This window comes from Brevibacillus sp. SYP-B805, assembly GCF_011059135.1.
In the GTDB taxonomy this organism is placed as follows: Bacteria; Bacillota; Bacilli; order Brevibacillales; family Brevibacillaceae; genus Brevibacillus_F.
In genome coordinates, this window is record NZ_JAALGD010000013.1 from 55,483 (window position 1) to 78,620 (window position 23,138).

A 23,138-nucleotide genomic window follows, 5' to 3' on the forward strand; every position below is an offset into this window, starting at 1 on the left:
AGAATTTTTAAGACCGATCAGTCTGTTTTTGGGCAAAAAATGCCGTCTGAGGCTTCTTTTAGATCGTCTGGCATAGTTCTGCTGCAAGAAACGACTGGAGATGACGAACGGCTCTTTTCATATATTCCGGGTTCCAATAAAGTTTGCTCAGCATTAACGCCCCTTCGAGCGTGGAGATAAACACGGTCGCCACAAACTCAGGGTCTGCATCTTGTCTAATCTCGCCCTTTTCCATCCCTTTCTGAATAACAGAGCGTACCATTCCAAGCAAGCCATCCATTGCTTCACGAGCTTTTTCGCGAAGCAGCGGATCGACGTCATCAGCCTCAATCGCCGCATTCATAATGGGGCAACCGCCTGGCAGCAGCTCCCGTTCAGCGAGGCCTTCAAAGACGGAGGCGATGGCAAGGAGACGCTCCAGGCATCCTTTTTTTCCAGCCAGCGCTTCGCTGTAGTGATGGGTCATCATCTCGATCGAGTAGGAAAAAGCGCTCAGCATCAGCTCTTCCTTGCTTTCGAAGTGGTTGTAAATTCCCCCTTTACCAAGACCGGTTTCGTGCATGATGTCGGAAATGGAAGATGCCGCATATCCTTGGCAGTTGAAAAGTTTCGATGCTTTTTGTACGATCAGGGCCTTGGTTTGTTCTCCCCTGCGATTCCCCATGAGCATGCATACCCCCAATTTTAAGACCGATCGGTACTATTTTAAGTATACTTCCATCAATTGCCATTGTAAATACGCTGGTGGCTGTCTGCGTGCGATCTTCATACATAAAAAGAAGCACTAACTTTCGGGGTGGGCAGGTTTCAATGCCCTTACTTTTTAGAGTCGTCCCTTTACCCGCACTGTCCGTCTTCTCCACGAACAACGAAACTGGCAAAGGAAATCGGAAGGAGGAAAAGCCCATGAAAGCGACGAAATGTAACGTATGTGAACGTTACAGCTTGATCCATCGGGCACACTTTGTAGAACCCTTGTTAACTCAAGGGTATTATTTTTGAATTTAGAATGGGAAGGATCGGTCCGATGCAGCGATTGGAAGAGGCCCGCCGCTTGCACCGGGAGGAAATAATGACAGGAGCGTGAAAGGATATGAAACGGATGAAAGCCGTATTCGTTGAGGAAGGCACCAAACGACTTTTCATCGGAGAAACCGACCAACCTGCGATGGGGGATGACGAGCTGCTGATCGACGTGAAAGCGACTGCCTTGAATCGTGCGGATCTCCTGCAAAAACGGGGGCTGTATCCGCCGCCGGCAGGGGCTTCCCCCATCCTGGGCCTGGAGATGGCGGGCGTGGTGTCCGCCGTTGGAAAGGCTGTGACGGGATGGAAAGAGGGGGATCGCGTCTGCGCTCTTTTGCCGGGTGGCGGCTATGCGGAACGGGTGGTGATTCCCGCCCAAATGGCGATGCCGATCCCGGAGAATCTCTCCTTCGAAGAGGCGGCGGCGATTCCGGAAGTGTTTCTGACGGCTTACCTCAATCTGTTTTGGCTCGGTGGCTTGCAGAGCGGGCAGACGGTGCTGATCCATGCGGGGGCTAGCGGCGTCGGGACGGCGGCGATTCAACTGGCGCGGGAAGCAGGAGCGCGCGTGATCGTGACGGCGGGCAGTGAAGCCAAACGGCAAACCTGTCTGGAACTGGGGGCGGACTTGGCCATCGACTATCGGACCGGGCCGTTTGCGGATCGGGTGAAAGAAGCGACGGCGGGCAGAGGGGTGCCTCTCATCCTCGACTTGGTCGGCGCCTCCTATTGGGAGCAGAATCTTGACTGCCTGGCTGACCAGGGAAAAATGATCCTCATCGGCACCATGGGGGGAGGCAAGGTGCCGAACGTCAATCTTGGCCTGCTGCTTGCCCGGCGGCTGCACATCATCGGATCGGCGCTTCGGACGAGATCGGTCCAGGATAAGATCGCATTGACGCAGGAGTTTGCCCCCTTTGCCCTCCCTCGTTTTGCGGACGGACGGCTCAAACCGGTTATCGATTCCGTCTATGATTGGCAGGAGGTAAACGAGGCGCATGCCCGCATGGAAGGGAACCAGAATACGGGCAAGATCGTCCTGCGGATCAGCCGGTAAGGGACTTCTCCGTTTGCGGCTGCCATGACAGGGGGGGAGGCGTGCTTGCCTGAACGGATGGCCTGCGCGGCCTCCTGATTGGCAGGCCGCAGAAAAAGAATCCAGCGTGTTTTTGTGCCATTGAAACAGAGCAGGATGCGAAAATCCTGCATATTTTATGTAGACAATGCCAGAGTGAAACGGAAGGTGAGGGGGATGACGGATCGGGACTCTCTTACGTGCTACCGGAAAGACGATCGCGGGATTCTTTGGCTGTGGAATTACGTGGAAAAGATTCGCGTGAAAACCGGCTATAAAATCAGCACGCTGCTTCATTATGAGCAATCCCCGTTTCAAGAGATCAGTATTGTCGAGACGAAAGGCTTTGGGAGAATGCTGGTATTGGATGGAACCCCGCAGGTCTCGACCAAGGATGGATTTATTTACAACGAAATGATCAGCCATATTCCCATCGTGACCCATCCGGACCCGAAGAAGGTGGCCATGATCGGCGGGGGAGACTGCGGGCCTGCGCGGGAGGCGATGAAATATGCAGGCCTTGAGCAGATCGATGTGGTGGAGATTGATCAGCGGGTGACGGAGGTCTGCCGGTTATGGTTGACGCCTGCCTCCTATTATGAACACGATCAGCGGGTCCGCATGGTTCATCGCGATGGTCTGGAGTGGGTTCAGGCGCACAAGGGAAGCTATGACATCCTGATCATTGACCGGCCGGATCCCTACGGCCCCGCAAAGAAGCTGTACAAACCGGAATTTTACCAGCATGTGTATGATTGTCTGACCGATGACGGCGTCGTTGTCATTCAGTCAGGCTCTCCCTTTTACAACACGTCCACGCTGAAAGGGACGGTCAACAACCTGCGGGCATTATTCCCCATCGTCCGCACGTATTTGGCAGCCATCCCGCTTTTCCCCAGCGGCATCTGGAGTTTTACGCTTGCCTCCAAGAAGTGGGACCCTGTTCAGGCAGATCTGAGCCGGCTGCAGCATACGGATACGCAGTATCTTGACCCGGAGGTGTTTCGTTCCGCCTTTGTGCTGCCGAAATACGTGAGAACGATCGTGGATGAAGGGGCCACTGAAGGTCGCTAACCATGGCGGCGGTCGGAGGAGCTCATCCCAAGCAATGGCAAGCAAAGAAACCGAGGCGAAATCCTCGGTTTCTTTGCGGGTTTATCGGATCATGCGCGGAGAAGTGGCAATTCTCCACACGCCATTCTTTTCATACACAAACGACACGGTAAACGTCTCGGTCTCGCTTTCTCCGAGGGGCACCTCAAGGGTAGCGGTCGCCTGCTGCCCGTTTTGCTGCAGCTTCACCACTTTTGCTTTTCCCCAATCCCGCAAGCTGCCGCTGTCCGCATCCGGTTGTGCCAAGCGTTCCCCTTCCACGATCAACTGCTTGGAGGCGAGCAGGTCGTTGAGATAAGTCTGAACGGCATCGGCAGCGTATACATCGCGGAGATAAGCGGTCAGTTCTTCCGTTGTGTCGATATCTTCGCTCAGCCATCGATATACCGTATCCGTCCCCGCAGGCGTAAATTGGGGGGAAGCCGGATACGGATATCCTTTTCCGCCGCTCGCCAGATACCAGTATCGTTTCTGGGCTTCTGCCACCAAGCCAAGAACCGTTTCATTCGTTAATTGTTCTGACCATGGTTCCATGCCCGTATCGTATTGGACGGGGGTATACTTGTCGATGAGCCAGTAACCCTCCTGTTTTTTCACGGTAACGGCGACATTTTCATTGCCCAGATAACCCAGGGAGGTATATTCGAATAACTGCAGGTTGTATTCCGTCGTGGCGTCATCTTTTTCCACGCTCTTCACCACGCGGTATCCTTTCACCCAGGGAGAAGAACCGCCCAACACCCAGTTCTGCCCGGCAAATTGCGCATAGCTGCGCGGTTTTTCTTCCGGCGTCAGGATGGCGAAGAGCAATGCCCCGTTTCGCGTCTGCAGACTTTTCACAAACATGTCGATGGCTTTCTCCGCCGTATCCGGCCGAACGGCCAGCTCCAGCTGCTCCAGCCGAAGCTGTTCGGCGGACTGCGCAGCTGCAGCCCCTTTTGTGGCGGGATTGCTGACGCTGCCGGCGTTGGCCCATGCAGCAGCGGGGAGAGACACGGCAAGCAGCAGACCGGCTGCAATCATTTTTGACGATAAGGAAACAACGCTTTTGTTCATGGTGTAGCCCTCCATTTTGAGAAATGATTCCAATTGGTTAGACGGAAAGTTTGGTCGTGGGTTTCACCAGATACGGAAATTTTTGCAAGGCACGCCCCCGTTTCGGACCGGGCAAACGTGCAGGAACACTTTTGTGCGAACCAAATATGATAGTAGCAGACAGATAAGCTTCCTCATCGGTCATCATGAAATCGTTATCATCACATGAAAGGAGTGGATGGCGATGTTCTGGATTGTCTGGGCTGTGGTTGGCTTGGTTGTCTGGGGGATCATGAGCTACTGGCAGACAGGGGCACTGGCCGGCAAGGGGTGGTGGGCATCGCTGATCGCTGCGCTGGTTGGCAGCTGGCTCGGGGATTTGCTGCTGGGCGACTGGGGCTGGTTGGCTGCGGGGTACAACGTGATTGCCGGTGCCATCGGCGCCATCGTGCTTACCTGGCTGTGGAGCCTGGTCAGCAAAAAACGGGACTGAACACGCATGACGGCTTGAACTGAACAACTGCCGTGTTTCCTTTGGCGAAACACGGCTTTCTTCTTGGGGAGAGGTACTATGGAAAGATAGTACTACTCTCTTTTCTTATGACCCGATAAGATGTGTGTGATAGAAATACCAGGAAGTGGTGGAGATATGATGAGGCAGAGTATCATGATGCTTGGACCCGCTTTGATGATTCTGGCAGGCTTGCAGGTGATGAACAGTGTACCGTTCACGTTTCTTCTTTTTTACGGTTGGCTCCTTGCCGTTCCTTTCGGCGATCTGTTCGGTATCCAAAGAAAAAGATGGTCGGAGGCAATGCGGTATTTGGGATTCCTTCCTCATCGCACCAATGTATGGCTTGGTATGGGGTTGGGACTCCTTTTCTTTCTGGCGATCATGCTCGGCGGGTATTTTCTGCAGGAAGAGCTGTTTGACAAAGCCAGCTTGCAGGCGCTGTTGGCAAAATGGCATTTTTCGGGGGATCATGTCATTTGGTATATGCTGATCTTGATGCTTGTGAATCCGTTTCTGGAAGAAATGTACTGGCGGGGGTATGTGTGGAGGAAGCTGGAAGGAAGATTCCGCCCAAGCACGATCATGCTTCTTACCTCTTTGGGCTACAGCGTTTACCATGTTCTTTCCGTCATCTCTTTGTTTGCCTGGCCGTTTAACCTGATTGTGATGATTCCCGTCTTTCTGGCCGGCATGATCTGGGCCATGATGAGGCAGCTGCATCGTTCGCTGTGGGGCTCGATCATCAGCCATCTTTTGGCGGATGCCGGGATCATGGGGGTATACGCCCTGTTTTTGGCCTGACTGGATCTGCATCGGCAAACGTGAGCCGCCCTGCTGTCGACCTGGAGGCGGTTCAAAATGTAATTGGTTTCTTTTTGGTCATCTGTTTACCAATCAAATGTTAAGAACTATAATAATATTTGGATATGATGTTAACAAAATGTAAACTGCCTACCCAAGAAGGAGTCCTCCAGCATGCGGAAGGACTTTTCACTTTTCATGCAAATCATGCAAAGAAGGCGCATAGCGAATGAACTGGAAACGAACATTATGGATTTTGTGGGCGGCCAATTTTATCGCGGTATCCGGCGTCAGCCTGATCATCCCGTTTTTGCCCTTGTTTATCGAAGAACTGGGGGTTCATCAGATGGCGGAGGTGGCGCAGTGGACGGGATGGATCTTTGCGGCCCAATCCGTTACGGCGGTTATTTTCCAGCCTTTGTGGGGCTCTCTGGCGGATAAGTACGGGCGCAAGGTGATGCTTCTGCGCGCCGGGATCGGGATGGGGGTCATGACCATCATCATGGGCTTTGCAAACGCCCCGTGGCAATTGCTGGTATTGCGCCTGGTCAACGGCATCTTTTCCGGCTTTATTTCGATGTCGATCTCGCTGCAGGCATCTGTTACGCCCGATGAACATTCAGGCAAGGCATTGGGAACGCTGCAGACCGGCCAGATGGCCGGAAGCCTGATCGGCCCGCTCGGCGGCGGGGTGCTGGCGGAAGTGTTCGGCTTCCGGAGCGTTTTTGTTATCACCGGTTTGCTGCTCCTGCTCGCTTCCTTGATTGTGGCCATGTTTGTGAAAGAGAATGTGTCGGCCAAGTCCTGGCAGATCAAGGCAGAGGGGAATGGGGCGGCGGCTGCGGCCTGGGCGGAACTGCTTCCGCTCCTTCCCGTATTCATTGCGACCATGGTGACACAAGTCGGGATGATGTCCATCCAGCCCATTCTGACGATCTATACCAAAATGCTGTATCATGGCTCCCATTTGGAACTGATTGCAGGGCTTGTCGTGGCGATGGCCGGGATCGCCAACCTGATCGGTTCTCCCCTGCTCGGCCGCATCGGGGACAGGATCGGGCAGCGGAAAGTGCTGATCCTGTCGTTGACGATGGCGGCGGTCACCTTTGTGCCGCAAGCATTGACACACAGCATCCTCGTCCTGCTGGTGAGCCGTTTTCTGCTCGGCTTGTTTGTCGGAGGCATGCTGCCCTCGCTCAACGTGTTGGTGAAAAAGCTGGCCCCACGGCAGATGCAGGCGAAAGCGTTCGGCTTCAACTCGTCCAGTCAATTTCTGGGGAACCTGTTGGGACCGCTGATCGGCAGTTCGGTTGCGGCCTCCTATGATATCCGTTATGTCTTCTATATCACCATGGGCGTGCTGCTGTCCAATGCGCTTCTGATCCTGTGCAGCCGCAAGCTGGAAATCCCGGTGAGACCGGAAACCTCCCATCTCGAGTAGATGGTTTTTTTTTCAGGAAATGAATGCCATGGGGTTGACATCATTGTTTTACACCGTATATATTTAAACAGGTTAAATATTATCATCATTAGAATTTTAGTAAGAAAGATATACGACAGGCGCTCCATGCGACGCTGACAGAGGTGATTGATCATGCAGCCAAACGATGAGATTGAAGCTAGTATCGACAGGCTTCAGCTGGCGTTCGCCAAAACCATGAGGAAATTGGGGCCGGAGCTGTCTGAACAGGAACCGGCTTTGACCGGGCCCCAATTTTTTATTTTGAACCTGCTTTCCAAAAAGGGAAGGTGCACCGTGACGGCATTGGCGGAGGAAATGCGGGTGAAGCCGAGCGCGATTACGGCCATGGTGGATCGTTTGGTGAAGCATGGGTTTGTCCTGCGGGACCGGGATGAACGGGACCGCAGAGTGGTGTATGTCCAACTATCCGGGACGGGCGCCAAGGTGTTGGAGCAGGCTGCGCAAAAGCGCAAGCAGATTATCCGGAAGTACCTGAGCCAACTGGAACATGCGGAATTGGAATCCCTCGTCCGTATTTTTGAGAAGCTGGCTCGCATTGTCACAAGAGACTCCGCGCATGAAGATCTTGGACAACCAGAAAAGGAGTGAAGGTTGATGACAGAGAAAGAAGCAGTATTCTCCGGCGATATCGGAAATGAAGAAAACAAGCGAGGCGTCCTCATTGCAGGACTTCTGATCGCGATGCTTTTCGCGGCGTTGGACAATACCATCGTCGGGACAGCCATGCCGCGCATCGTCGGCGAACTTGGCGGCTTGGGGGTCATGACGTGGCTGACCACGGCTTATTTGCTCAGTTCCACCGCCGTCGTCCCGATCGCGGGGAAACTGGCTGATATACTTGGCCGCAAAGCGGTTTACGTGGCCGGATTGGTGCTGTTTATGCTTGGTTCCGCGCTGTGCGGTGCGGCACAATCGATGACGGAGCTGATCATCTTCCGCGGTTTGCAGGGGATTGGCGGCGGCGTCATGATGCCGATGGCCATGATTATCATCGGCGATCTGTTCACCGGCGAGCAGCGCGCCAAATGGCAGGGGATCTTTGGGGCGGTCTTTGGTCTCTCCTCCATCATTGGTCCCCAGGTGGGCGGATGGATTGTAGACGCGGCCAACTGGCGATGGGTGTTTTACATCAATCTGCCGGTCGGGATTCTCGCCACGGTATTGATCGCGTTGGGGCTGCGCAGCCATTCCGCAAAGGATGCTCCCAAGATTGACGTTTGGGGCATGGTTACCATGATCGTCGGGGTGGTCAGCCTGCTGTTGGCCTTGACATTGGGCGGGAAAGACTACGCCTGGACATCCTGGCAGGAACTCTCGCTCTTTGCATTATCCCTGGTCTCTCTCGCTGCATTTGTCATCGTGGAATCCAAAGTGAGCGATCCCATTCTGCCGCTGCGCCTCTTTCAAAACAGAACGTTTACCCTGATCAACGGCATCGGGTTTCTGATGGCTGTCGGCATGTTTGGGGCGATCATGTTTGTTCCGCTGTTTATGCAGGGGATCGTGGGCATCAGCGCCTCTTCGTCCGGCACGATCATGCTTCCGCTGATGCTCTCCATGATGGCCATGAGCATCCTGGGCGGCAGGATGGTGCGCAAAATCGGGGCACGTACCCAGATGATGGCCGGCATGCTCATCATGGGGGCAGGCTTCTGGCTCTTATCCACCATGGGGATGGACACGTCGAAAATGACGGCGATGGGCTACATGATTGTACTGGGACTGGGAATGGGGCTGGTGATGCCGATTACGACGCTGGCCCTGCAGGAGGCGTTTCCCAAATCGGAACTCGGGGTGGTCACCTCCTCCAGCCAATTCTTCCGGCAGATTGGCGGAACTTTTGGGGCGACGATTCTGGGAGCGATCATGAATCATCAATCCACCAACCTGCTGACCGATCGGCTGGTTCCCTATCTGGAGAAGCTCCCGCCGAAGGCCCATGGCATGGTGGATCAGTTTGAATCCATGATTCAGACCAATCCACAGGGCTTGTATTCCATGCTGTTGAGCCCGGAAGCCCTGCAAAAGATTCCGGCAGCGATCCGGGATACCTTGCTGCCGATTTTGAAAACATCCATGGTGGAGACGCTGCACCATGTGTTTCTGTACGGGATGGGATTTGTGCTGTTGGGGGCGGTTCTTACCCTCTTCCTCAGAAAAGTCAAGATAGCCGCAGATGGAAAGCAAACGAGTCCGGCCGACAAGGAAGCAGCGTCTTCGATCCAACAGGAAATGGTGTGAACGCCAACAATCAGGCATCCCGTTTCACTGTCATAGTGGGGCGGGATGCTTCTTTTTCATGTAAACATGTGCGGAAGGAATTTTTTCCATCCTCTTTTTGTAGTATAGTTCCAGTAGGACAGAGAAAGGGAGGAGGAGCTTATGGCAAAGCATATTGCGGACTATACGGTACTGAACAATGGGGTGAAGATGCCCTGGTTTGGACTTGGGGTGTGGAAGACCAAGGAAGGGGAGGAAGTGGAATACGCCGTTTCCACGGCCCTGCGCCTTGGGTACCGCAGCATCGATACGGCGGCCATCTACGGGAATGAGGCCGGCGTGGGGAAGGCGATTCAGCGGAGCGGTATCCCCCGCGAGGAGATCTTTCTTACAACCAAGGTGTGGAACGCGGATCAAGGGTATGATGCGACGCTGCGGGCTTTTGAAGAGAGCCGCCAAAAACTGGGCGTCTCCTATGTCGATCTCTATCTGATTCACTGGCCCGTCAAAGGGAAGTACAAGGAAACGTGGAAAGCCCTTGAAAAGCTGTACAAGGACGGCGTGGTCCGGGCCATCGGGGTCAGCAACTTCCAGATCCATCATCTGCAGGACCTGATGGCGGACAGCGAAGTGGTCCCCGCGGTGAATCAGGTGGAATATCATCCGCTGCTGACCCAAAAAGAGCTGCTGGCGTTCTGCCGGGATTACCGGATCCAACTGGAGGCGTGGAGCCCGTTGATGCAGGGCAACCTCGACCTGCCGCTGCTGAAGGAACTCGGCCAAAAATACGGAAAAACCCCCGCCCAGATTGTGCTGCGCTGGGATCTGCAAAATGGCGTGGTTACCATTCCCAAATCGGTCAACGAGAACCGGCTGAAGGAAAACGCCGATATCTTCGACTTCGAGCTCAGCCAGGAAGATATGGAAAAAATCGGCCAGCTGAACGAAAACAAGCGATTCGGCCCCGATCCGGACAATTTCAACTTCTAAGTCAAAAACACGGCTTCTGCCGTGTTTCAGACTGAAGACAAACTTCTGTTTGGGGCATGGAGGAATGGGGCCAGGCGAGCTCCTTTGACGACCGACTCAGCGGAGAAACAAAGACGCGGGGTCCCAAGGGGAGTGAGTCTCACATCGCTGAGGCGCCCAGATGTTGAGCCCCCTGCCCGCGTCGCGTTTCGAAGCGGACAAAAGTCCACTTCCTCGCGGGTCGTCAAGAGAGCGAGCAGGAACCATTACTCATGATCGACCGACTTTGTCTGAACACTGACACGGCTTCTGCCGTGTTTTTTTGATGGGCACCACCCCGCTTCCTTCCACATACGATATCAAAAATATCTTTACGAGGAGTAACGACGCATGTGGAAGGAACAGGATGTCATCTATTGGTACCACGTTGCCAATGCGCAGGTGAAAGCGGGCATGCTGACCAAGGCGAAAGAGTCAATAGCCGTGGCGAAAGGGATCATCCACGAGCTGCGGACGACGCTTCAGCCAGCCGCTCCCCTTCTCTATCCCGCATCGCTCAGCACGGTCCATGGGGTCAAATGGGGCTATATCGATGACAAGGGGCGGTTTGCCATTTCCCCCCGCTTTGAATATGCCGAGGAGTTTCAGCCAAACGGGCTTGCCGTTGTGCAGCTGAACGGCAGAAACGGTTTGATCAACCGCAGCGGAAGCTTTGTGGTACAACCTGTCTACAGCACCATTACCCGGTTCTCCGAGGGGCGGGCTGCGGTATTGAAGGAAAACGAGGGGTTTCAGGTGATCGACGAAAGCGGCAACATCCTCACGCCCCAACCGTACGCCTATATCGGGAGGTACCAGGAGGGGAAAGCCTTGTTTTCGCAGACGGATGCGGAAGGCCGGAGCCTGTACGGGTATCTGGACCGGCGGGGGCAGGAAGCGATACCGGCGCAGTTTGCCTCGGGGGGAGACTTTGCGGACGGCAGGGCGGTCGTGCAGATCAAAGAGGGGGAATTCGCCCTGATCGGCCGCGGCGGTGAACGGCTTCAGACCTATCCGTACGCCTTCGTAGGGCCGCTGGGCGATGGGCTGCTGGCTTTCCAGGAGAAGAGCGATGGGCCTCACGGATACCTGGATGAAAAGGGAACGGTTGTGATTCCGCCCCAGTACACCTCGGCGCTGCCTTTTGAACAGGGAAGGGCCGTTGTAAATGTGTCAACAGATCCCCTCCACAATCAATACGGATTGATAGACAAAAAAGGGAACTTTCTCATCAAGCCGGCATACAACGATATTCAGCTGCTGGGGGAGGGAAGGGTCGCAGTCGGGAAAGCAAAGAGACCAGACCAGCCGTATGTTGGTTCGATCTATGCGATTGCCACTACCAACGGCCGTTTTCTGAGCGACTTTCTGTACCGTGACGTGACAAACTACCGGAACGGCTACGCTTCGGCCAATAACGGCAGCCGCACCTTTTTTCTTGACCGCAGCGGGAAGATCGCCAAAAACCTGCCGATGGTGGGCGGAGCGGGCACGTTATCCGTGGCGGGCGGCTTGATCAGGGCTGCGGTTGATCTGCGGGTCTCCTATTATGACCGGAAAGGTCGGCTGGTCTGGAGACAGAATACCGTCATTCCGCTGTCAGGTCCGTATCGGGTCAGAGAGAGAAAGTTCGCGCCAAACAACGATTATATACTCTACTATCCGCAGATCGAAGGCATGGCGGACAGGGCCGCGCAGGAGCGGGTGAATCAGCGGTTGAAAGAGCTGGCGCAGGTGAAACCGATCGCTCCCGACCAACAGCTGGATTCCAGCTATTCCGGTGACTTTTCCGTGGCGTTTTTCCGGGATCACCTGGTGGTGCTTGAACTGACGGGGTATCAGTATCCGTTCGGTGCCGCTCACGGCATGCCCTCCATGATCTATGCCCATGTGGATCTGCAGACGGGAAGGATCTATCGGCTGAAGGATCTGTTCAAGCCCAACAGCAACTACGTCCAGGTGCTCAGCGATATCGTCGGGGAGCAGATCAGGAACGATTCGAAGTATTCCTATGTGTTTCCGGACAGCTATCACGGCATCCAGCCGGATCAGCCTTTTTATGTCACGGCAGATGCGCTTCATCTCTACTTTGCCCCTTATGAAATCGCCCCGTTTGCCGCAGGCTTTCCGACATTCCGCATCCCCTACAGGGAGATCATGCCCATCATTGATACAAGCGGCCCGTTTTGGCAGTCTTTTCACGCGTAAATGCCTCAAAGGTCATCCGTCATCGGACGGCCTTTTCTCTTGTACGGCCGCTCCGTTTCTCCTATAGTGAAGGCAAGACGGAGGAGAAAAGGAGGACGCGGATGTCCCATCTTGCTTACGCTGTCGGCTATTCGTCGGATGACGCCATGCGGGAAAAGCTGTACCCGCTGTTTGAACAGGTTTTTGGCATTGAGGTGTCGATACTCGCCGATTTCCATCGGCGGGGGTTTTGGAATCCTACGTATCGGCCGTATACGTTTTTTGATGGCGAGGCTGCCGTTGCGAATGTCTCCATGTTCACCCTGCCTCTGATGGTGCAGGGGAGCGTGCGGAAAGCCGCCGGCATCCAATCCGTGATGACACATCCGGAGTACCGGGGAAAGGGGCTGATGAAGCAGCTGTTCCGCAGGATGCTGGAAGAGATCGACCAGGCTTTTGATGCCTCCTTTCTGCTGACCGATCAACCGGAGTTGTACAAGCCATTCGGCTTTCGGGTGGTGCAGGAGTATACGTTTGCGGCACCGATCGGACATTTCCCCAAACAGGAGGGAGATGCCGTACGAAAACTGGATGCTTTTGCGAAAAACGATCTGCGGTGGATCCGGGAACGCTTTGCCCGGCATCAGCCGCTCTCCTGGCGCTTTGCGCCTGTTGGGTACGCATCATCCTTTTTCCTGAACATGTACCATCCCGCTTATCAAAAAAAGCTGTATGCTGCGGATGATCTGGGCGTGATCGTCGTCTATGAGGTAGAAGAAGAAACGCTGCGCCTGTACGATTGTATCGGGGAAAATCTCCCGCCGTTGGAAGCGTTGTGCTCCCGCATTCCGGAGCCTTTTTCCCGCATCGAGTTTCATTTTCCGCCCGATCGCTTCCACGGGGCGGCTGAACCTGTCCCGGCGCAGAAGAGGAACCTTCTGATGGTGAGAGGACGCTTTGAGTTGGACAACCTTCCGTTGAGACTGCCGATCACGGCCGCCTTCTGACGGAGAAGGGGATATGTCAAAACGCTGTCTTCCTGCACGCACAAGGAAGACAGCGTATGGGAGACGACGGCCGCCTGCACGCGATGGCCGCTATCGTTTCCAGCCGGCAACCGCCATTTTCCTGCGGACGTAGGCGAGCTGCCCCTGCAGCGGGATGCCGATCGGGCAGTTATCATCGCAAGCCATCAGCCCGATGCAGCCGAAGATGCCGTCCTCCGACCCGACCACATCGAAGTACTGCTGGTCGCTCCGCTCGTCACGAGGGTCCACCATGAAGCGGGCGACACGGTTGACGCCCGCCGCCCCGATGAAGCCTGGCTTGATGTTGGCGGTCGCGCAGCCGCCGATGCAGCAGCCGCATTCGATGCAGCGTTCCGCCTCGTAGATCGCCAGGGCCGTGTCATTGCTCATGCGTTCTTCCTCGGCCATCGGGTCAAAGCGCTTTTCCGTATGCACCCAGGCTTCCGTCCGCAGGGAGACGTGGCGGAACCAGGTGCCCGTATCCACCGAGAGATCCCCGAGCAGTTGGAAGACCGGGAGCGGCATGAGCGAAATGCGGTCCGGCAGGTCCTTGGTCAGGGTCTTGCAGGCCAGGGTCGGCTTGCCGTTGATCAGCATGCCGCAGGAGCCGCAGATGCCGGCCCGGCAGACGAAATCAAATTTTAACGTGGGGTCCTGCTCTTCCCGAATCTTGTTCAGGGCGATGAACAGGGTCATGCCGGGCTCTTCCGGCAGCACGTAGCTTTGTGTCCGGGGCTTGGCGTCGGGCTCCTCCGGGTTGTACCGGAAAATGTGAAAGGTTAATTGCCGCTGACTCATCGTTTCCCCTCCGTTCCTGTTCCTCACGGTTATCCTTTGGCCGTGACCGAGTGGGCGCTTGCTTCTCCATAGCCTCTGTCGCCGGGAGGCAGTTCGGTGATTTTGACAGGCTCATACGCCAGGGACGGCTGGTCGGCCCCCACCGGCCAATAAGCCAGGGTCCGCTTCAGCCAGTTGACATCATCCCGCTTGGGGAAATCCTCCCGGTAATGGCTGCCCCGGCTCTCCTGGCGGGCCAGCGCACCGGCCGCGATGCAATAAGCCAGGCGGATCATGCCGGTAATCCGCAGGGCGGCGGCCAATTCGGGATTGGCTCCCCGGCCGTCGCTTCTGAGGCCGACGCGCAGGGAGCGCTGGTGCAGCTCGTGCAGTTTGGCAACCGCCTTTTGCAGCGGTTCTTCGGATCGGAAAATCCCGACATGTTCCGAAAGCGTCTGTTCCATCTCCCGGCGCAGCTGGTACACGTTCTCCCTGCCATGGCGGCCTTCGATCAGTGCCTGGATGCGGTCCTCCTGGAACCGGACCTGTTCCTCGATCAAGGCGGAGGAGACGTGGTAGGAGGCTTCTTTGGCACAGGCGGCGATTTTGCCCCCCACGATCATGCCGGCCACGACTGTTTCCGCCAGGGAGTTGCCGCCCAGCCGGTTGAAGCCGTGCATGTCCCAGCAGGCGGCTTCCCCCAGGGCAAAAAGTCCTTCCAGGCCGTAAGCCATGCCGTCGATATTGGTGCGGATGCCGCCCATGCTGTAGTGCTGCGTCGGGCGGACGGGAATCAGATCGTGGACCGGATCTATGCCGGCAAAGTTGCGGCAGATCGTGGCGATCTCCCGCAGGTTAGTGTTGATGTGCCTGGCCCCGAGATGGCGGATGTCGAGCCAGACATGGGCACCGTACGGGCTTTCCACGCCATATCCGCTGCGGATATGCTGCATGATGCGGCGGGACACCACGTCGCGGGAAGCCAGTTCTTTTTTGTTCGGTTCGTAGTCGGGCATGAAGCGGTGCAGGTTTTTATCCAGGAGGTAGCCGCCGTCGCCCCGCGCCCCTTCCGTAATCAGGATCCAGGAGGGAACGATCCCTGTCGGGTGGAACTGGACCGCCTCCATGTTCCCCAGCGGAACCACCCCCGTTTCCAATGCGACAAACATGCCGCTTCCTTCGTTGATGACGGCGTTGGTGGAGGCACCGTACAGTCGGCCGTATCCGCCCGTGGCGATCACGGTCGCTTTGGCCGTGTAGGCGCGCAGTTTCCCCGTGCGCAGGCAGCGGGCGACGACACCGAGACATCGTTTGCCGTCGTGAATGAGAGAAAGGACTTCGGTTCGGTCATGGACGGGGATGCCCATCTTTAGCACGACGCTGTCCATGGTATAAAGCAGGGTGTGGCCGGTGCCATCGGCCGTATAGCATGTACGCCATTTGGCCGTGCCGCCGAAGTTGCGGGCGGTGATCAGCCCTTCCTTTGCCGGGTCTTCCTGAATCTCTTTGCCGTCGTACAGGCGCGTGCCGGGCACCACCCGGTTCCAGGGGACGCCCCAGTACGACATTTGCCGGACGGCGATCGGAGCCGTCTCGGCGAAGAGGCGGGCCACATCCTGATCACAGCCCCAGTCCGAGCCTTTCACCGTATCGGCGAAGTGGATATCCGGATTGTCCCCTTTTCCCATGGCGCTGTTGCCCAGGGAGGCCTGCATGCCGCCCTGCGCCGCCGAGCTGTGGGAGCGGCGGGGAGGAACGAGGCTCAGGAGAATGACACGGAGGCCGTGCGAAGCCGCCTCCACCGCTGCCCGTTCACCGGCCAGGCCTGCTCCGACGATGATGACGTCTGTCATGAAATGGTCGTATCGGCTCATCCTTCAACCCCCCAGCGAATAAAATGCCCACAGGCTCAACAGGCCAAGCCCGATCGTACAGACGGTAATGACGGTCAGCACCCTCTTCAGGCTGTGCCGCTTCACAAACCCCCATTTCACCAGCGTCCGGTAGAGGCCGACGCTGGCATGGTATTCGGCAAGAAAGAGCAGAACGATATAAAAGCCGAGCATCCACGAATGGACCCGATCGGCGCTCAAGGTCGCATCAATGCCGACATAGACGACCACGAACACATGGATAATGATCAGGAGCAGCATGGCGCTGCCCGTGACGGCCTGGAACAGCCATGACCAGGTATCCGGATGCCTGATGATGGCGGCGTGCTTCCAGACGATCTTTTGTTCCTGCCAGCGCCCCGGTATCCGCCGCAAAACCGCGCCGACATGCGTGGCAACCGTCAGGATGATAAAGATGACGGCGAGATCGAGCAGCCGGAACCGTTCCATAAAGTGGGCCAGGGCGTCAAACGCCTGAATGCCCAACAGGATGCTGGCGACAAAAAGCATGTGCGTCCACAGGAAGCCAACCAGCAGCAAGCCGCTTACTGTCTGGGCCGCTTCCACCAAAAAGTCGGTTTTGTTGCCAGGGGTCAAGGCCCTCTGCAACTGCATACCCATTCACCCTCCTCGAGGTGAGACCCTGTCAGACGGTGCAGCCCTTACGGCGTGTTGGAACCGCCTTCCCTTGACAGAGGATCAAACACCTTCCCGCATTTGGTACAGACCAGGGCCGGAACCTGAAAATCATACGCGTCATCGTACAGCAACGGATGATCCGACCGATTCTCCACCTTCGTCGCAGCGCCACAGCAGGGAGACAGCTTCATGCTTTTCCTTCCTTTCCGCGCGAGATTTGCTGTGGTGAATCCGTAAAGAAATCTCCATGTTGATCTGAGAAGGATCAGTTGGATCATGTCATGGTATGTAGTAAAGAATATTCGGGATACGGTGCAAACATGCTGTGAGACGGCGTGTTTTCCACCCTTGCGCCAAGGCGCGTGATATGTTTTACTCAAATAGCTGATATCCTTTTTGGAATGATTCAGGTAAATGGAGGGAATCTGGATGAGCATACATATTGGCGCCAAAGAAGGGCAGATCGCAGACAAGATCCTGCTGCCGGGAGATCCGCTCCGCGCGAAGTATATCGCGGAGAATTTCCTGGAGAATGCCGTCTGCTACAACGAAGTGCGCGGCATGCTGGGCTTTACGGGAACCTATAAGGGAGAGCGCGTTTCCGTGCAGGGAACCGGAATGGGGGTCCCGTCCATTTCCATCTATGTCCATGAACTGATCGAAAGCTATGGGGTGAAAAGCCTGATCCGCGTCGGCACGTGCGGCGCCCTGCAGGAGGCGATCAAGGTGCGGGATGTGATCCTCGCCATGTCCGCCTCCACCGATTCGGCGGTCAACCGGCTCCGTTTCAAGGGAATTGATTACGCGCCGACCGCCAGCTTCGATCTGTTGAAAAAAGCGTACGATGTGGCAGCAGCCGCGAAGATGTCGGTCCATGTGGGCAGCATCTTTACCAGCGATTCGTTCTACAGCGATGATCAGGAGATCACCAAGCTCCTGAGCAAGCACGGAGCGCTGGCCGTCGAGATGGAAGCGGCCGCTTTGTACACCATCGCGGCCAAGTTTAACGTGAACGCGTTGGCCATTCTGACCGTCAGCGACCATTTGATCACCGGGGAGCTGACGACGGCGGAAGAGCGCCAAACCACCTTTAACCAGATGATCCAGGTCGCACTGGATGCCATTATCCAGCCGTAACACCATGCAAACTGCGCAGAACCTTGTTCTGCGCAGTTTTTTTGGGTGGATCTTTACAAAATATGTTACTATACAGTAATATATAAGAAACATTTCCCATTGGAGGTGCAATATGGTAAAGGTTGAACGGTCGGTCGTGATCCATGCGCCGCTGCAGGTGGTGTGGGAGCTTCTGGCGACACAGGAAGGGATGCGTCGGTGGTTTGAGGAGGATATGGAGATTGACGTCCGCATCGGAGGCAAGCATCGGCATGTGGACAAAGAGACGGGCCAGCTGATCACGGGTGAGGTTTTGGAACTGGTTCCGCATCAGCGGTTGGTCTTGTCCTGGTTGGAAGATGGGCCGGACACGGATTGGGTCCATCCGATCCGGTTCTCCTTCACCCTGGCGGAACATCCGGAGGGGACGGTTGTTCATTTTGTGACGGACGGGTTTGAGAAAATCGGCAAACCGACATGGTGGCAGACGTTTGAAGCTTATGACAGGGGGGCGGATCGTCACAAGCTTCTGTGGAAGCTGAGGGAGGCGGCGGAGGGCAATCATGTCGACCGACGCTGACAGACTGCAGGAATTGTTCCGGGCCCTGGGGGATGCGACTCGCCGGACGATCCTTGATCTGCTGGCCCAACACGGCCCCATGACCGTGACCCGGCTGGCCGATCATTTCCCCCACCTCGTCCGCTCCGGCATCTCCAAGCATTTGATGGAGCTGCGCCGATTGCAGCTGGTTCATGACAACAAACGGGGACGGGAGCGTTATTACCGGATCAATGCGGAGACGATCAGCCAACTGCTCCGTCCGTGGGTCGCGAAATATGAAAAGTATTGGGACGACCGGCTGCATAACCTGAAACAGGCGGCGGAAGAACAGGCGAACACCAAAAAGGAGGATCGCCCGTGAAATTGCCATATCTCAGTCGTCCGAATCATGGTTTTCACGACAGCGGCGGGCTGACCAAGGCGGCTCCATGCCGGGAGAAAGGGGAGGATTCACATGTATTGCCATTTGGAACAGGTTTCCGTCCATTATGAAGTGCGGGGAGAAGGCAGGCCGATTCTGTTGATCCACGGCTTTGGGCCTGACCACCGGCTGATGATGGGGTGCTTTGAACCGCTGTTTGCTAGCAGGCCGGGATGGCGGCGTATCTATCTGGATTTGCCAGGCATGGGGAAAACGAAAGGGGAAGCGTGGATCAACAGCTCGGATGACATGCTGGATGTTGTCCTGCGGTTTATCGATGCGGTGATCCCGGAAGAGCGCTTCCTTGTGGCAGGTGAATCGTACGGCGGGTATCTGGCCAGGGGCATTGTTTATCGCCGGCCGGAGCAGGTAAATGGCTTGGCCCTGATCTGTCCTGCCATCGAGCCGGAATCCTCCAAACGGGATGTGCCGGCCCATCAGGTATTTGACCAGGATGAGGCGCTGCTGGCCGAACTGACGCCCGCGGAGAGGGAGGAATTCGCCTCCGTGGCCGTCGTGCAGGACCGCTACAATTGGGAACGGTTCAACGAGGAGATTTATGCGGGTCTTCAGCTTGCGGATGAAGCGTTTCTGCAGAAGATCAAGCGGCGCTATGCGTTCAGCGTCGATGTGGATGCCTTGTCCGAGCCGTTTGCCAAGCCTGCGCTATTCCTGATGGGACGGCAGGATCGGTTTGTGGGGTATCGGGATGCGTGGCGGATCCTGGAGAACTATCCGCGGGCTTCCTTTGCGGTCCTGGATCGGGCGGGACATAATCTGCAGGTGGAGCAGCAGCGGCTGTTTGACGAGTTGGTCGGCGAGTGGCTGGAGCGGGTACAAAAGGAAACGAGATAGGCGCGAGGGCGGAGCAGCAAGCGCGCGGGATCAACCAGAGAGGGAAGCCCCCTCTCTTTCTTTTTGCCCAATGTTGTGGTAAGATAGAAACAAAATAGGAACATATGTTCTTGTATAAGGGAGGGATGCACGCATGGCGAGGAAAACCTACCAGGAAATCGTGACGAAGCAGACAATGAACCGGGTGAAGGCGCCAAGCATGCCGTTTGACTGGTCCATCAACCCTTACCGGGGCTGTACCCATGGCTGTAGCTTCTGCTATGCACGGCCCACCCACACTTTTCTCGGCATGCATGCGGATGATACCTTCCAAAACCATATCTTGCTGAAAACCAATGCGGCGCAGGCGCTGGAAGAGCAGCTGGCCAAAATGGCGAAACGGCAGCGGGGAGATCTGGAAGCGGTCGCGCGGCAGGTGGGGCTGGTCGCGATCGGGACGGCGACCGATCCCTATCAGCCGGTGGAAGCGAAGGCGCAGCTGACCCGCGAATGCCTGAAGGTGCTGGCCCGCTACCGGATTCCCGCCACGATCACCACCCGCTCTCCGCTGATTCTGCGCGATCTGGATGTGCTGCGCAGCATGCGGATCACGTCGATCAATATCAGTGTCAACACCGTCAATGCCGAGCTGTGTCGCCGTTTGGAACCGGCGTCGCCCCACCCGGCCAAAAGGCTGGAGACGGTTGCCCGGCTGGTGGAAAACGGCCTGCCCGCCGGGATTTTTATCGCGCCGATCCTGCCTTTCCTGACGGATTCCGCGTCAGAGCTGGAAGCATTGATCGTCCAGGCCAAGGAGCACGGGGCCCGGTTTGCGATGCCGTCCGTGCTGCGTCTCGTGCCCGAGGTGAAGGCGTGGTATGTCAAGGCCCTGCGGGAGCATTTTCCCGCGCATGTCCCCGATACGCTCGCCCTCTATCGCTCCGCCTATCCGCCGGAAGCTTATGCGGAGACGTTGGGCATGCGCGTGCGGGCCCTGCTCGCCCGATACGGCCTGCCGACCGGGATCACGCCGCCCGATTGGCCGAAGCATGAGCCAGGGGCGATCATGCCGGAACACCGGCCCGAAGAGGGAGAGCAGCTTTCCTTCTCCTTCGATTGACCGGACGTCCCGGAAAACAAACCATGCCGACTCCCCGCTGAGACGGATAGCCGGCATGGTTGAACATGTCCCGGGGAACATCTTCCCCGCATCACGCATACAGTATAACGCGTTCCATTATTTCTCACGCAAGGATGTGGCATTCGCTACATTTCTTGCCTTTTTTCTCTCCTCATCAGGATAAGCCCGGTACGTGCAGGGTTTTCAGATGCTGCAGGTTCCATAAGAGAGTCTCTCCATTCGCATTTTTCATTTCCGCCTTGCTGCTTTCCACCCTTTCAAGCAGCCCGATTTTATCCGGGTGATCCCCCAGATCAAAGACAACCAGATTCCCTTCCAGTCTTTTGCACTGCTGTTCAAACGAACGGGATAAGGGAATGGTAACCGGACTGACCGGGAAGCAATGAGGCTGAAGCGCATAGGGAGTCGTGTTATCCGGATACGGGACCACCCATTTTACATGGTCGAGGGGAACGAAAACGGTCTTGTAGATGGGGGAATAGAAGGCAAAATAGTCATTCATGATGCTCGTGAGATACCCGTGGATCGCGTTGTTCCCCGTCACATAAAGCTCGATGAAGCGTCCCTTGGCATTCTCCAGCATCTTCCGGTAGGAAATGCTGTCCGTTTGATGATGAATGGGGACGTCGGGAATATTCACCAACTCGTATTCTTGGCGGGCAGAGGATTTGATGGATTGTACATGAACCAAGGGGATATAGAAAAACTTCTCTTTGCTGTATAGAACCAGGATGTCTAATCCGGCGTCAATCAGGATTCCTTCCTTCTGTTTTTTTCCGGCGATTTCCATGACAATGTTCGTTCCAACCCATTGATGAAAAGGGTTCATTCTGACAACCTCCCGGCAGCTGTTTCATTAGAAAATCCAAGCGACCCAATAGTAGAGCAGCACTAACGTGAAGATCAAGGTTGGCGGGATGACGATCGCGGTCACCCGCACATATTCTCCCCAGCTGATTTTCACCTTGGATTTCTTTAAAATGTGCATCCAGATGAGGGTCGCAAGCGTCCCGATCGGCAGCAACAGGGAACCGATATCACTGCCGATGACGTTTGCAAGGTAGGAGATTTTCAAGGTGAGGGGATCCAGCCCCATATTGGTTAACGTCAGCGTTCCGATCATCAGGGCAGGATGATTGTTAAACAGGTTGGACATCACGGACAGCAGGATGCCCATCATCACACTTGCCTGCAGCAGACTTCCCGACACGATGGGTTCCATGTAATGAACGAGCCATCTTGTCAGCCCGATGTTATGCAAGCCATAAATGATCACATACATGCTGAAGGCAAATGCGAAGATATGCCAGGGTGTTTTTTTCAACATATCGGCGGGTGAGATGCGCAAGGAATACCAGCGCCACCCGAGCAGTCCCACGGACCCAAGCACAGCCATCAGCGAGACGGGGATGTGGAGATAGGAAGCGACAAACAGACTCACACGTACGGCAAGCACGAAGATCAGCATGTTGCGCATCAGGCGGGAACGATTCTCGGGCAGGAGGGAGGCCGAATCTTCCTTGAGCGGATGGGTGCCTCCCTGAAGGGAATACCGCCAGAAGCCTGGAGGGATATCCGGCAGACTGCGCGGCAGCAGGCGATAGAAGACGGCAAACAGGAGCAGCAGGAGGAAAAGGAGACCGGTCGTTGCGGGGACGAACATCATGGCGGTATGCATATACAGGTCCATACCGACAATTTTGAGGGCGATCAGGTTGACGATGTTGCTGACGCCGATGGGGGCGCTGGAAGCCGTCGCGATAAGGGCTCCAGACAGCAGATACGGGATTTTTTGGGAGTTTTTCACCTTCAGGTTATGCAGCAGCATGATCAAAATCGGTGTGGTGATCAAGATGCTGCCGTCATTGTTGACAAAAAGGGTCATGAGAAAACAGAGCAGGTTGGTGAACCAAAACAGGCGAATGCCGGACCCTTTTGCTTTTTTCGCCAGCTTTTCAGCCGTCCAGTGAAAAAAACCGAAGCTTTCCAGGACAATCGCCATGACGATCGTCGCGATAATCGTAATGGCCGCTCCGCTGATCGTATCGGTTATCTTCCATAAATCGGCAAGGCTGACACTGCCGCTCAAGAGCACAAAAACCGCTCCGCACGTAGCTGGAATCGCCTCATTCACATGGGGGCGCCAAAAGATAAACAGGACGGTACATACGAAAGAAAGAATGGTAATGGGCACCATTAATTCGGACATGCTTCAGACATCCTTTCGTTATACGGAAATGGAAGTCGCAAAACCGACGGCGTTTAT

General features: G+C 55.8%; 23 protein-coding genes. 15 read left to right on the top strand and 8 right to left on the bottom strand.

The annotated features are described in order from the left end of the window. Nucleotides 1–58: 58 nt before the first annotated feature. Nucleotides 59–664, bottom strand: coding sequence for a TetR/AcrR family transcriptional regulator (locus G3578_RS15705; protein WP_165213910.1), 606 nt, complete (start codon nt 662–664; stop codon nt 59–61). A gap of 438 nt (nt 665–1,102) precedes the next feature. Between G3578_RS15705 and G3578_RS15710 the strand changes: the two genes are divergently transcribed. Further along, nucleotides 1,103–2,083 (top strand): NAD(P)H-quinone oxidoreductase, encoded by a 981-nt coding sequence (locus tag G3578_RS15710; protein ID WP_165213983.1) that lies wholly within the window; start codon nt 1,103–1,105, stop codon nt 2,081–2,083. Between the two features lie 195 nt (nt 2,084–2,278). After that, nucleotides 2,279–3,175 carry a polyamine aminopropyltransferase gene (speE, locus tag G3578_RS15715; protein WP_165213911.1) on the top strand — a complete coding sequence of 299 codons (897 nt, stop codon included), beginning with the start codon at nt 2,279–2,281 and terminating at the stop codon, nt 3,173–3,175. Nucleotides 3,176–3,256: 81 nt separating this feature from the next. Here speE and G3578_RS15720 read toward each other — a convergent pair whose 3' ends face one another. Further along, nucleotides 3,257–4,270, bottom strand: a complete 1,014-nt coding sequence (locus tag G3578_RS15720) for a DL-endopeptidase inhibitor IseA family protein (RefSeq protein WP_165213912.1) — start codon at nt 4,268–4,270, stop codon at nt 3,257–3,259. A 223-nt stretch (nt 4,271–4,493) separates the two neighbouring features. Between G3578_RS15720 and G3578_RS15725 the strand changes: the two genes are divergently transcribed. The 8 genes from G3578_RS15725 to G3578_RS15760 all read left to right on the top strand — a co-directional run bounded on the left by G3578_RS15725 (nt 4,494) and on the right by G3578_RS15760 (nt 13,469). Next, entirely contained in the window at nt 4,494–4,742 is a 249-nt protein-coding gene (locus tag G3578_RS15725; protein ID WP_165213913.1) for a GlsB/YeaQ/YmgE family stress response membrane protein, read from the top strand. Nucleotides 4,743–4,916: 174 nt separating this feature from the next. Further along, the gene (locus G3578_RS15730; RefSeq protein WP_241254657.1) at nt 4,917–5,564 is read left to right on the top strand and encodes a CPBP family intramembrane glutamic endopeptidase; all 648 of its coding nucleotides are present in this window, start codon (nt 4,917–4,919) and stop codon (nt 5,562–5,564) included. Nucleotides 5,565–5,793: 229 nt separating this feature from the next. Next, a complete protein-coding gene (locus tag G3578_RS15735; protein WP_165213914.1) occupies nt 5,794–7,005 on the top strand; it encodes an MFS transporter in 1,212 nt (403 codons plus the stop codon). 153 nt (nt 7,006–7,158) lie between these two features. Next, entirely contained in the window at nt 7,159–7,635 is a 477-nt protein-coding gene (locus G3578_RS15740; protein ID WP_165213915.1) for a MarR family winged helix-turn-helix transcriptional regulator, read from the top strand. 39 nt (nt 7,636–7,674) lie between these two features. Next, nucleotides 7,675–9,288: an MDR family MFS transporter gene (locus G3578_RS15745; RefSeq protein WP_165213985.1), complete on the top strand. Its 1,614-nt coding sequence runs from the start codon at nt 7,675–7,677 to the stop codon at nt 9,286–9,288. 141 nt (nt 9,289–9,429) lie between these two features. Then, the gene (locus G3578_RS15750; protein WP_165213916.1) at nt 9,430–10,257 is read left to right on the top strand and encodes an aldo/keto reductase; all 828 of its coding nucleotides are present in this window, start codon (nt 9,430–9,432) and stop codon (nt 10,255–10,257) included. Between the two features lie 369 nt (nt 10,258–10,626). Beyond that, the gene (locus tag G3578_RS15755) at nt 10,627–12,483 is read left to right on the top strand and encodes a WG repeat-containing protein (RefSeq protein WP_165213917.1); all 1,857 of its coding nucleotides are present in this window, start codon (nt 10,627–10,629) and stop codon (nt 12,481–12,483) included. Nucleotides 12,484–12,584: 101 nt separating this feature from the next. Beyond that, complete coding sequence (locus G3578_RS15760) at nt 12,585–13,469, top strand: GNAT family N-acetyltransferase (RefSeq protein WP_165213918.1); 885 nt, start codon at nt 12,585–12,587, stop codon at nt 13,467–13,469. Nucleotides 13,470–13,559: 90 nt separating this feature from the next. Here G3578_RS15760 and G3578_RS15765 read toward each other — a convergent pair whose 3' ends face one another. The 4 genes from G3578_RS15765 to G3578_RS15780 are packed head-to-tail and all read right to left on the bottom strand — an operon-like array spanning nt 13,560 to nt 16,989. Next, a complete protein-coding gene (locus G3578_RS15765; RefSeq protein ID WP_165213919.1) occupies nt 13,560–14,288 on the bottom strand; it encodes a fumarate reductase iron-sulfur subunit in 729 nt (242 codons plus the stop codon). Between the two features lie 29 nt (nt 14,289–14,317). Continuing rightward, nucleotides 14,318–16,141, bottom strand: coding sequence for a fumarate reductase flavoprotein subunit (locus tag G3578_RS15770; RefSeq protein WP_165213920.1), 1,824 nt, complete (start codon nt 16,139–16,141; stop codon nt 14,318–14,320). 3 nt (nt 16,142–16,144) lie between these two features. Further along, on the bottom strand, nt 16,145–16,774 hold the full coding sequence (locus G3578_RS15775; protein WP_206529744.1) for a succinate dehydrogenase/fumarate reductase transmembrane subunit: 630 nt from the start codon (nt 16,772–16,774) through the stop codon (nt 16,145–16,147). Between the two features lie 47 nt (nt 16,775–16,821). After that, nucleotides 16,822–16,989 (bottom strand): hypothetical protein, encoded by a 168-nt coding sequence (locus G3578_RS15780; RefSeq protein WP_165213922.1) that lies wholly within the window; start codon nt 16,987–16,989, stop codon nt 16,822–16,824. 238 nt (nt 16,990–17,227) lie between these two features. Here G3578_RS15780 and deoD point away from each other — a divergent pair, with 238 nt between their 5' ends. From deoD to G3578_RS15805, 5 genes are all read left to right on the top strand, one after another. Further along, nucleotides 17,228–17,935: a purine-nucleoside phosphorylase gene (gene deoD / locus G3578_RS15785; RefSeq protein ID WP_165213923.1), complete on the top strand. Its 708-nt coding sequence runs from the start codon at nt 17,228–17,230 to the stop codon at nt 17,933–17,935. A gap of 112 nt (nt 17,936–18,047) precedes the next feature. Further along, nucleotides 18,048–18,494: an SRPBCC family protein gene (locus G3578_RS15790; protein ID WP_165213924.1), complete on the top strand. Its 447-nt coding sequence runs from the start codon at nt 18,048–18,050 to the stop codon at nt 18,492–18,494. Next, nucleotides 18,478–18,837 (top strand): ArsR/SmtB family transcription factor, encoded by a 360-nt coding sequence (locus tag G3578_RS15795; RefSeq protein ID WP_165213925.1) that lies wholly within the window; start codon nt 18,478–18,480, stop codon nt 18,835–18,837. The genes G3578_RS15790 and G3578_RS15795 overlap by 17 nt, the downstream gene beginning before the upstream one ends. A 93-nt stretch (nt 18,838–18,930) precedes the next feature. Then, nucleotides 18,931–19,752 carry an alpha/beta fold hydrolase gene (locus tag G3578_RS15800; protein WP_165213926.1) on the top strand — a complete coding sequence of 274 codons (822 nt, stop codon included), beginning with the start codon at nt 18,931–18,933 and terminating at the stop codon, nt 19,750–19,752. Between the two features lie 133 nt (nt 19,753–19,885). Next, nucleotides 19,886–20,851: an SPL family radical SAM protein gene (locus tag G3578_RS15805; RefSeq protein ID WP_165213927.1), complete on the top strand. Its 966-nt coding sequence runs from the start codon at nt 19,886–19,888 to the stop codon at nt 20,849–20,851. A 175-nt stretch (nt 20,852–21,026) separates the two neighbouring features. Here G3578_RS15805 and G3578_RS15810 read toward each other — a convergent pair whose 3' ends face one another. Both G3578_RS15810 and G3578_RS15815 read right to left on the bottom strand, forming a co-directional pair. Beyond that, on the bottom strand, nt 21,027–21,701 hold the full coding sequence (locus G3578_RS15810) for a DUF2642 domain-containing protein (RefSeq protein WP_165213928.1): 675 nt from the start codon (nt 21,699–21,701) through the stop codon (nt 21,027–21,029). A gap of 27 nt (nt 21,702–21,728) precedes the next feature. After that, nucleotides 21,729–23,081, bottom strand: a complete 1,353-nt coding sequence (locus G3578_RS15815) for an arsenic transporter (RefSeq protein ID WP_165213929.1) — start codon at nt 23,079–23,081, stop codon at nt 21,729–21,731. Nucleotides 23,082–23,138: the final 57 nt, after the last annotated feature.

Coding starts and splice junctions, on each gene's coding strand:
- G3578_RS15750 (WP_165213916.1), top strand. CDS start 9,430: ATGGCAAAGCATATTGCGGACTATACGGTACTGAACAATGGGGTGAAG.
- G3578_RS15710 (WP_165213983.1), top strand. CDS start 1,103: ATGAAAGCCGTATTCGTTGAGGAAGGCACCAAACGACTTTTCATCGGA.
- speE (WP_165213911.1), top strand. CDS start 2,279: ATGACGGATCGGGACTCTCTTACGTGCTACCGGAAAGACGATCGCGGG.
- G3578_RS15760 (WP_165213918.1), top strand. CDS start 12,585: ATGTCCCATCTTGCTTACGCTGTCGGCTATTCGTCGGATGACGCCATG.
- G3578_RS15705 (WP_165213910.1), bottom strand. CDS start 664: ATGGGGAATCGCAGGGGAGAACAAACCAAGGCCCTGATCGTACAAAAA.
- G3578_RS15805 (WP_165213927.1), top strand. CDS start 19,886: ATGGCGAGGAAAACCTACCAGGAAATCGTGACGAAGCAGACAATGAAC.
- G3578_RS15815 (WP_165213929.1), bottom strand. CDS start 23,081: ATGTCCGAATTAATGGTGCCCATTACCATTCTTTCTTTCGTATGTACC.
- G3578_RS15725 (WP_165213913.1), top strand. CDS start 4,494: ATGTTCTGGATTGTCTGGGCTGTGGTTGGCTTGGTTGTCTGGGGGATC.
- G3578_RS15800 (WP_165213926.1), top strand. CDS start 18,931: ATGTATTGCCATTTGGAACAGGTTTCCGTCCATTATGAAGTGCGGGGA.
- G3578_RS15730 (WP_241254657.1), top strand. CDS start 4,917: ATGATGCTTGGACCCGCTTTGATGATTCTGGCAGGCTTGCAGGTGATG.
- G3578_RS15735 (WP_165213914.1), top strand. CDS start 5,794: ATGAACTGGAAACGAACATTATGGATTTTGTGGGCGGCCAATTTTATC.
- G3578_RS15795 (WP_165213925.1), top strand. CDS start 18,478: ATGTCGACCGACGCTGACAGACTGCAGGAATTGTTCCGGGCCCTGGGG.
- G3578_RS15755 (WP_165213917.1), top strand. CDS start 10,627: ATGTGGAAGGAACAGGATGTCATCTATTGGTACCACGTTGCCAATGCG.
- G3578_RS15740 (WP_165213915.1), top strand. CDS start 7,159: ATGCAGCCAAACGATGAGATTGAAGCTAGTATCGACAGGCTTCAGCTG.
- G3578_RS15775 (WP_206529744.1), bottom strand. CDS start 16,774: ATGCAGTTGCAGAGGGCCTTGACCCCTGGCAACAAAACCGACTTTTTG.
- G3578_RS15790 (WP_165213924.1), top strand. CDS start 18,048: ATGGTAAAGGTTGAACGGTCGGTCGTGATCCATGCGCCGCTGCAGGTG.
- G3578_RS15810 (WP_165213928.1), bottom strand. CDS start 21,701: ATGAACCCTTTTCATCAATGGGTTGGAACGAACATTGTCATGGAAATC.
- G3578_RS15780 (WP_165213922.1), bottom strand. CDS start 16,989: ATGAAGCTGTCTCCCTGCTGTGGCGCTGCGACGAAGGTGGAGAATCGG.
- G3578_RS15765 (WP_165213919.1), bottom strand. CDS start 14,288: ATGAGTCAGCGGCAATTAACCTTTCACATTTTCCGGTACAACCCGGAG.
- G3578_RS15770 (WP_165213920.1), bottom strand. CDS start 16,141: ATGAGCCGATACGACCATTTCATGACAGACGTCATCATCGTCGGAGCA.
- G3578_RS15720 (WP_165213912.1), bottom strand. CDS start 4,270: ATGAACAAAAGCGTTGTTTCCTTATCGTCAAAAATGATTGCAGCCGGT.
- deoD (WP_165213923.1), top strand. CDS start 17,228: ATGAGCATACATATTGGCGCCAAAGAAGGGCAGATCGCAGACAAGATC.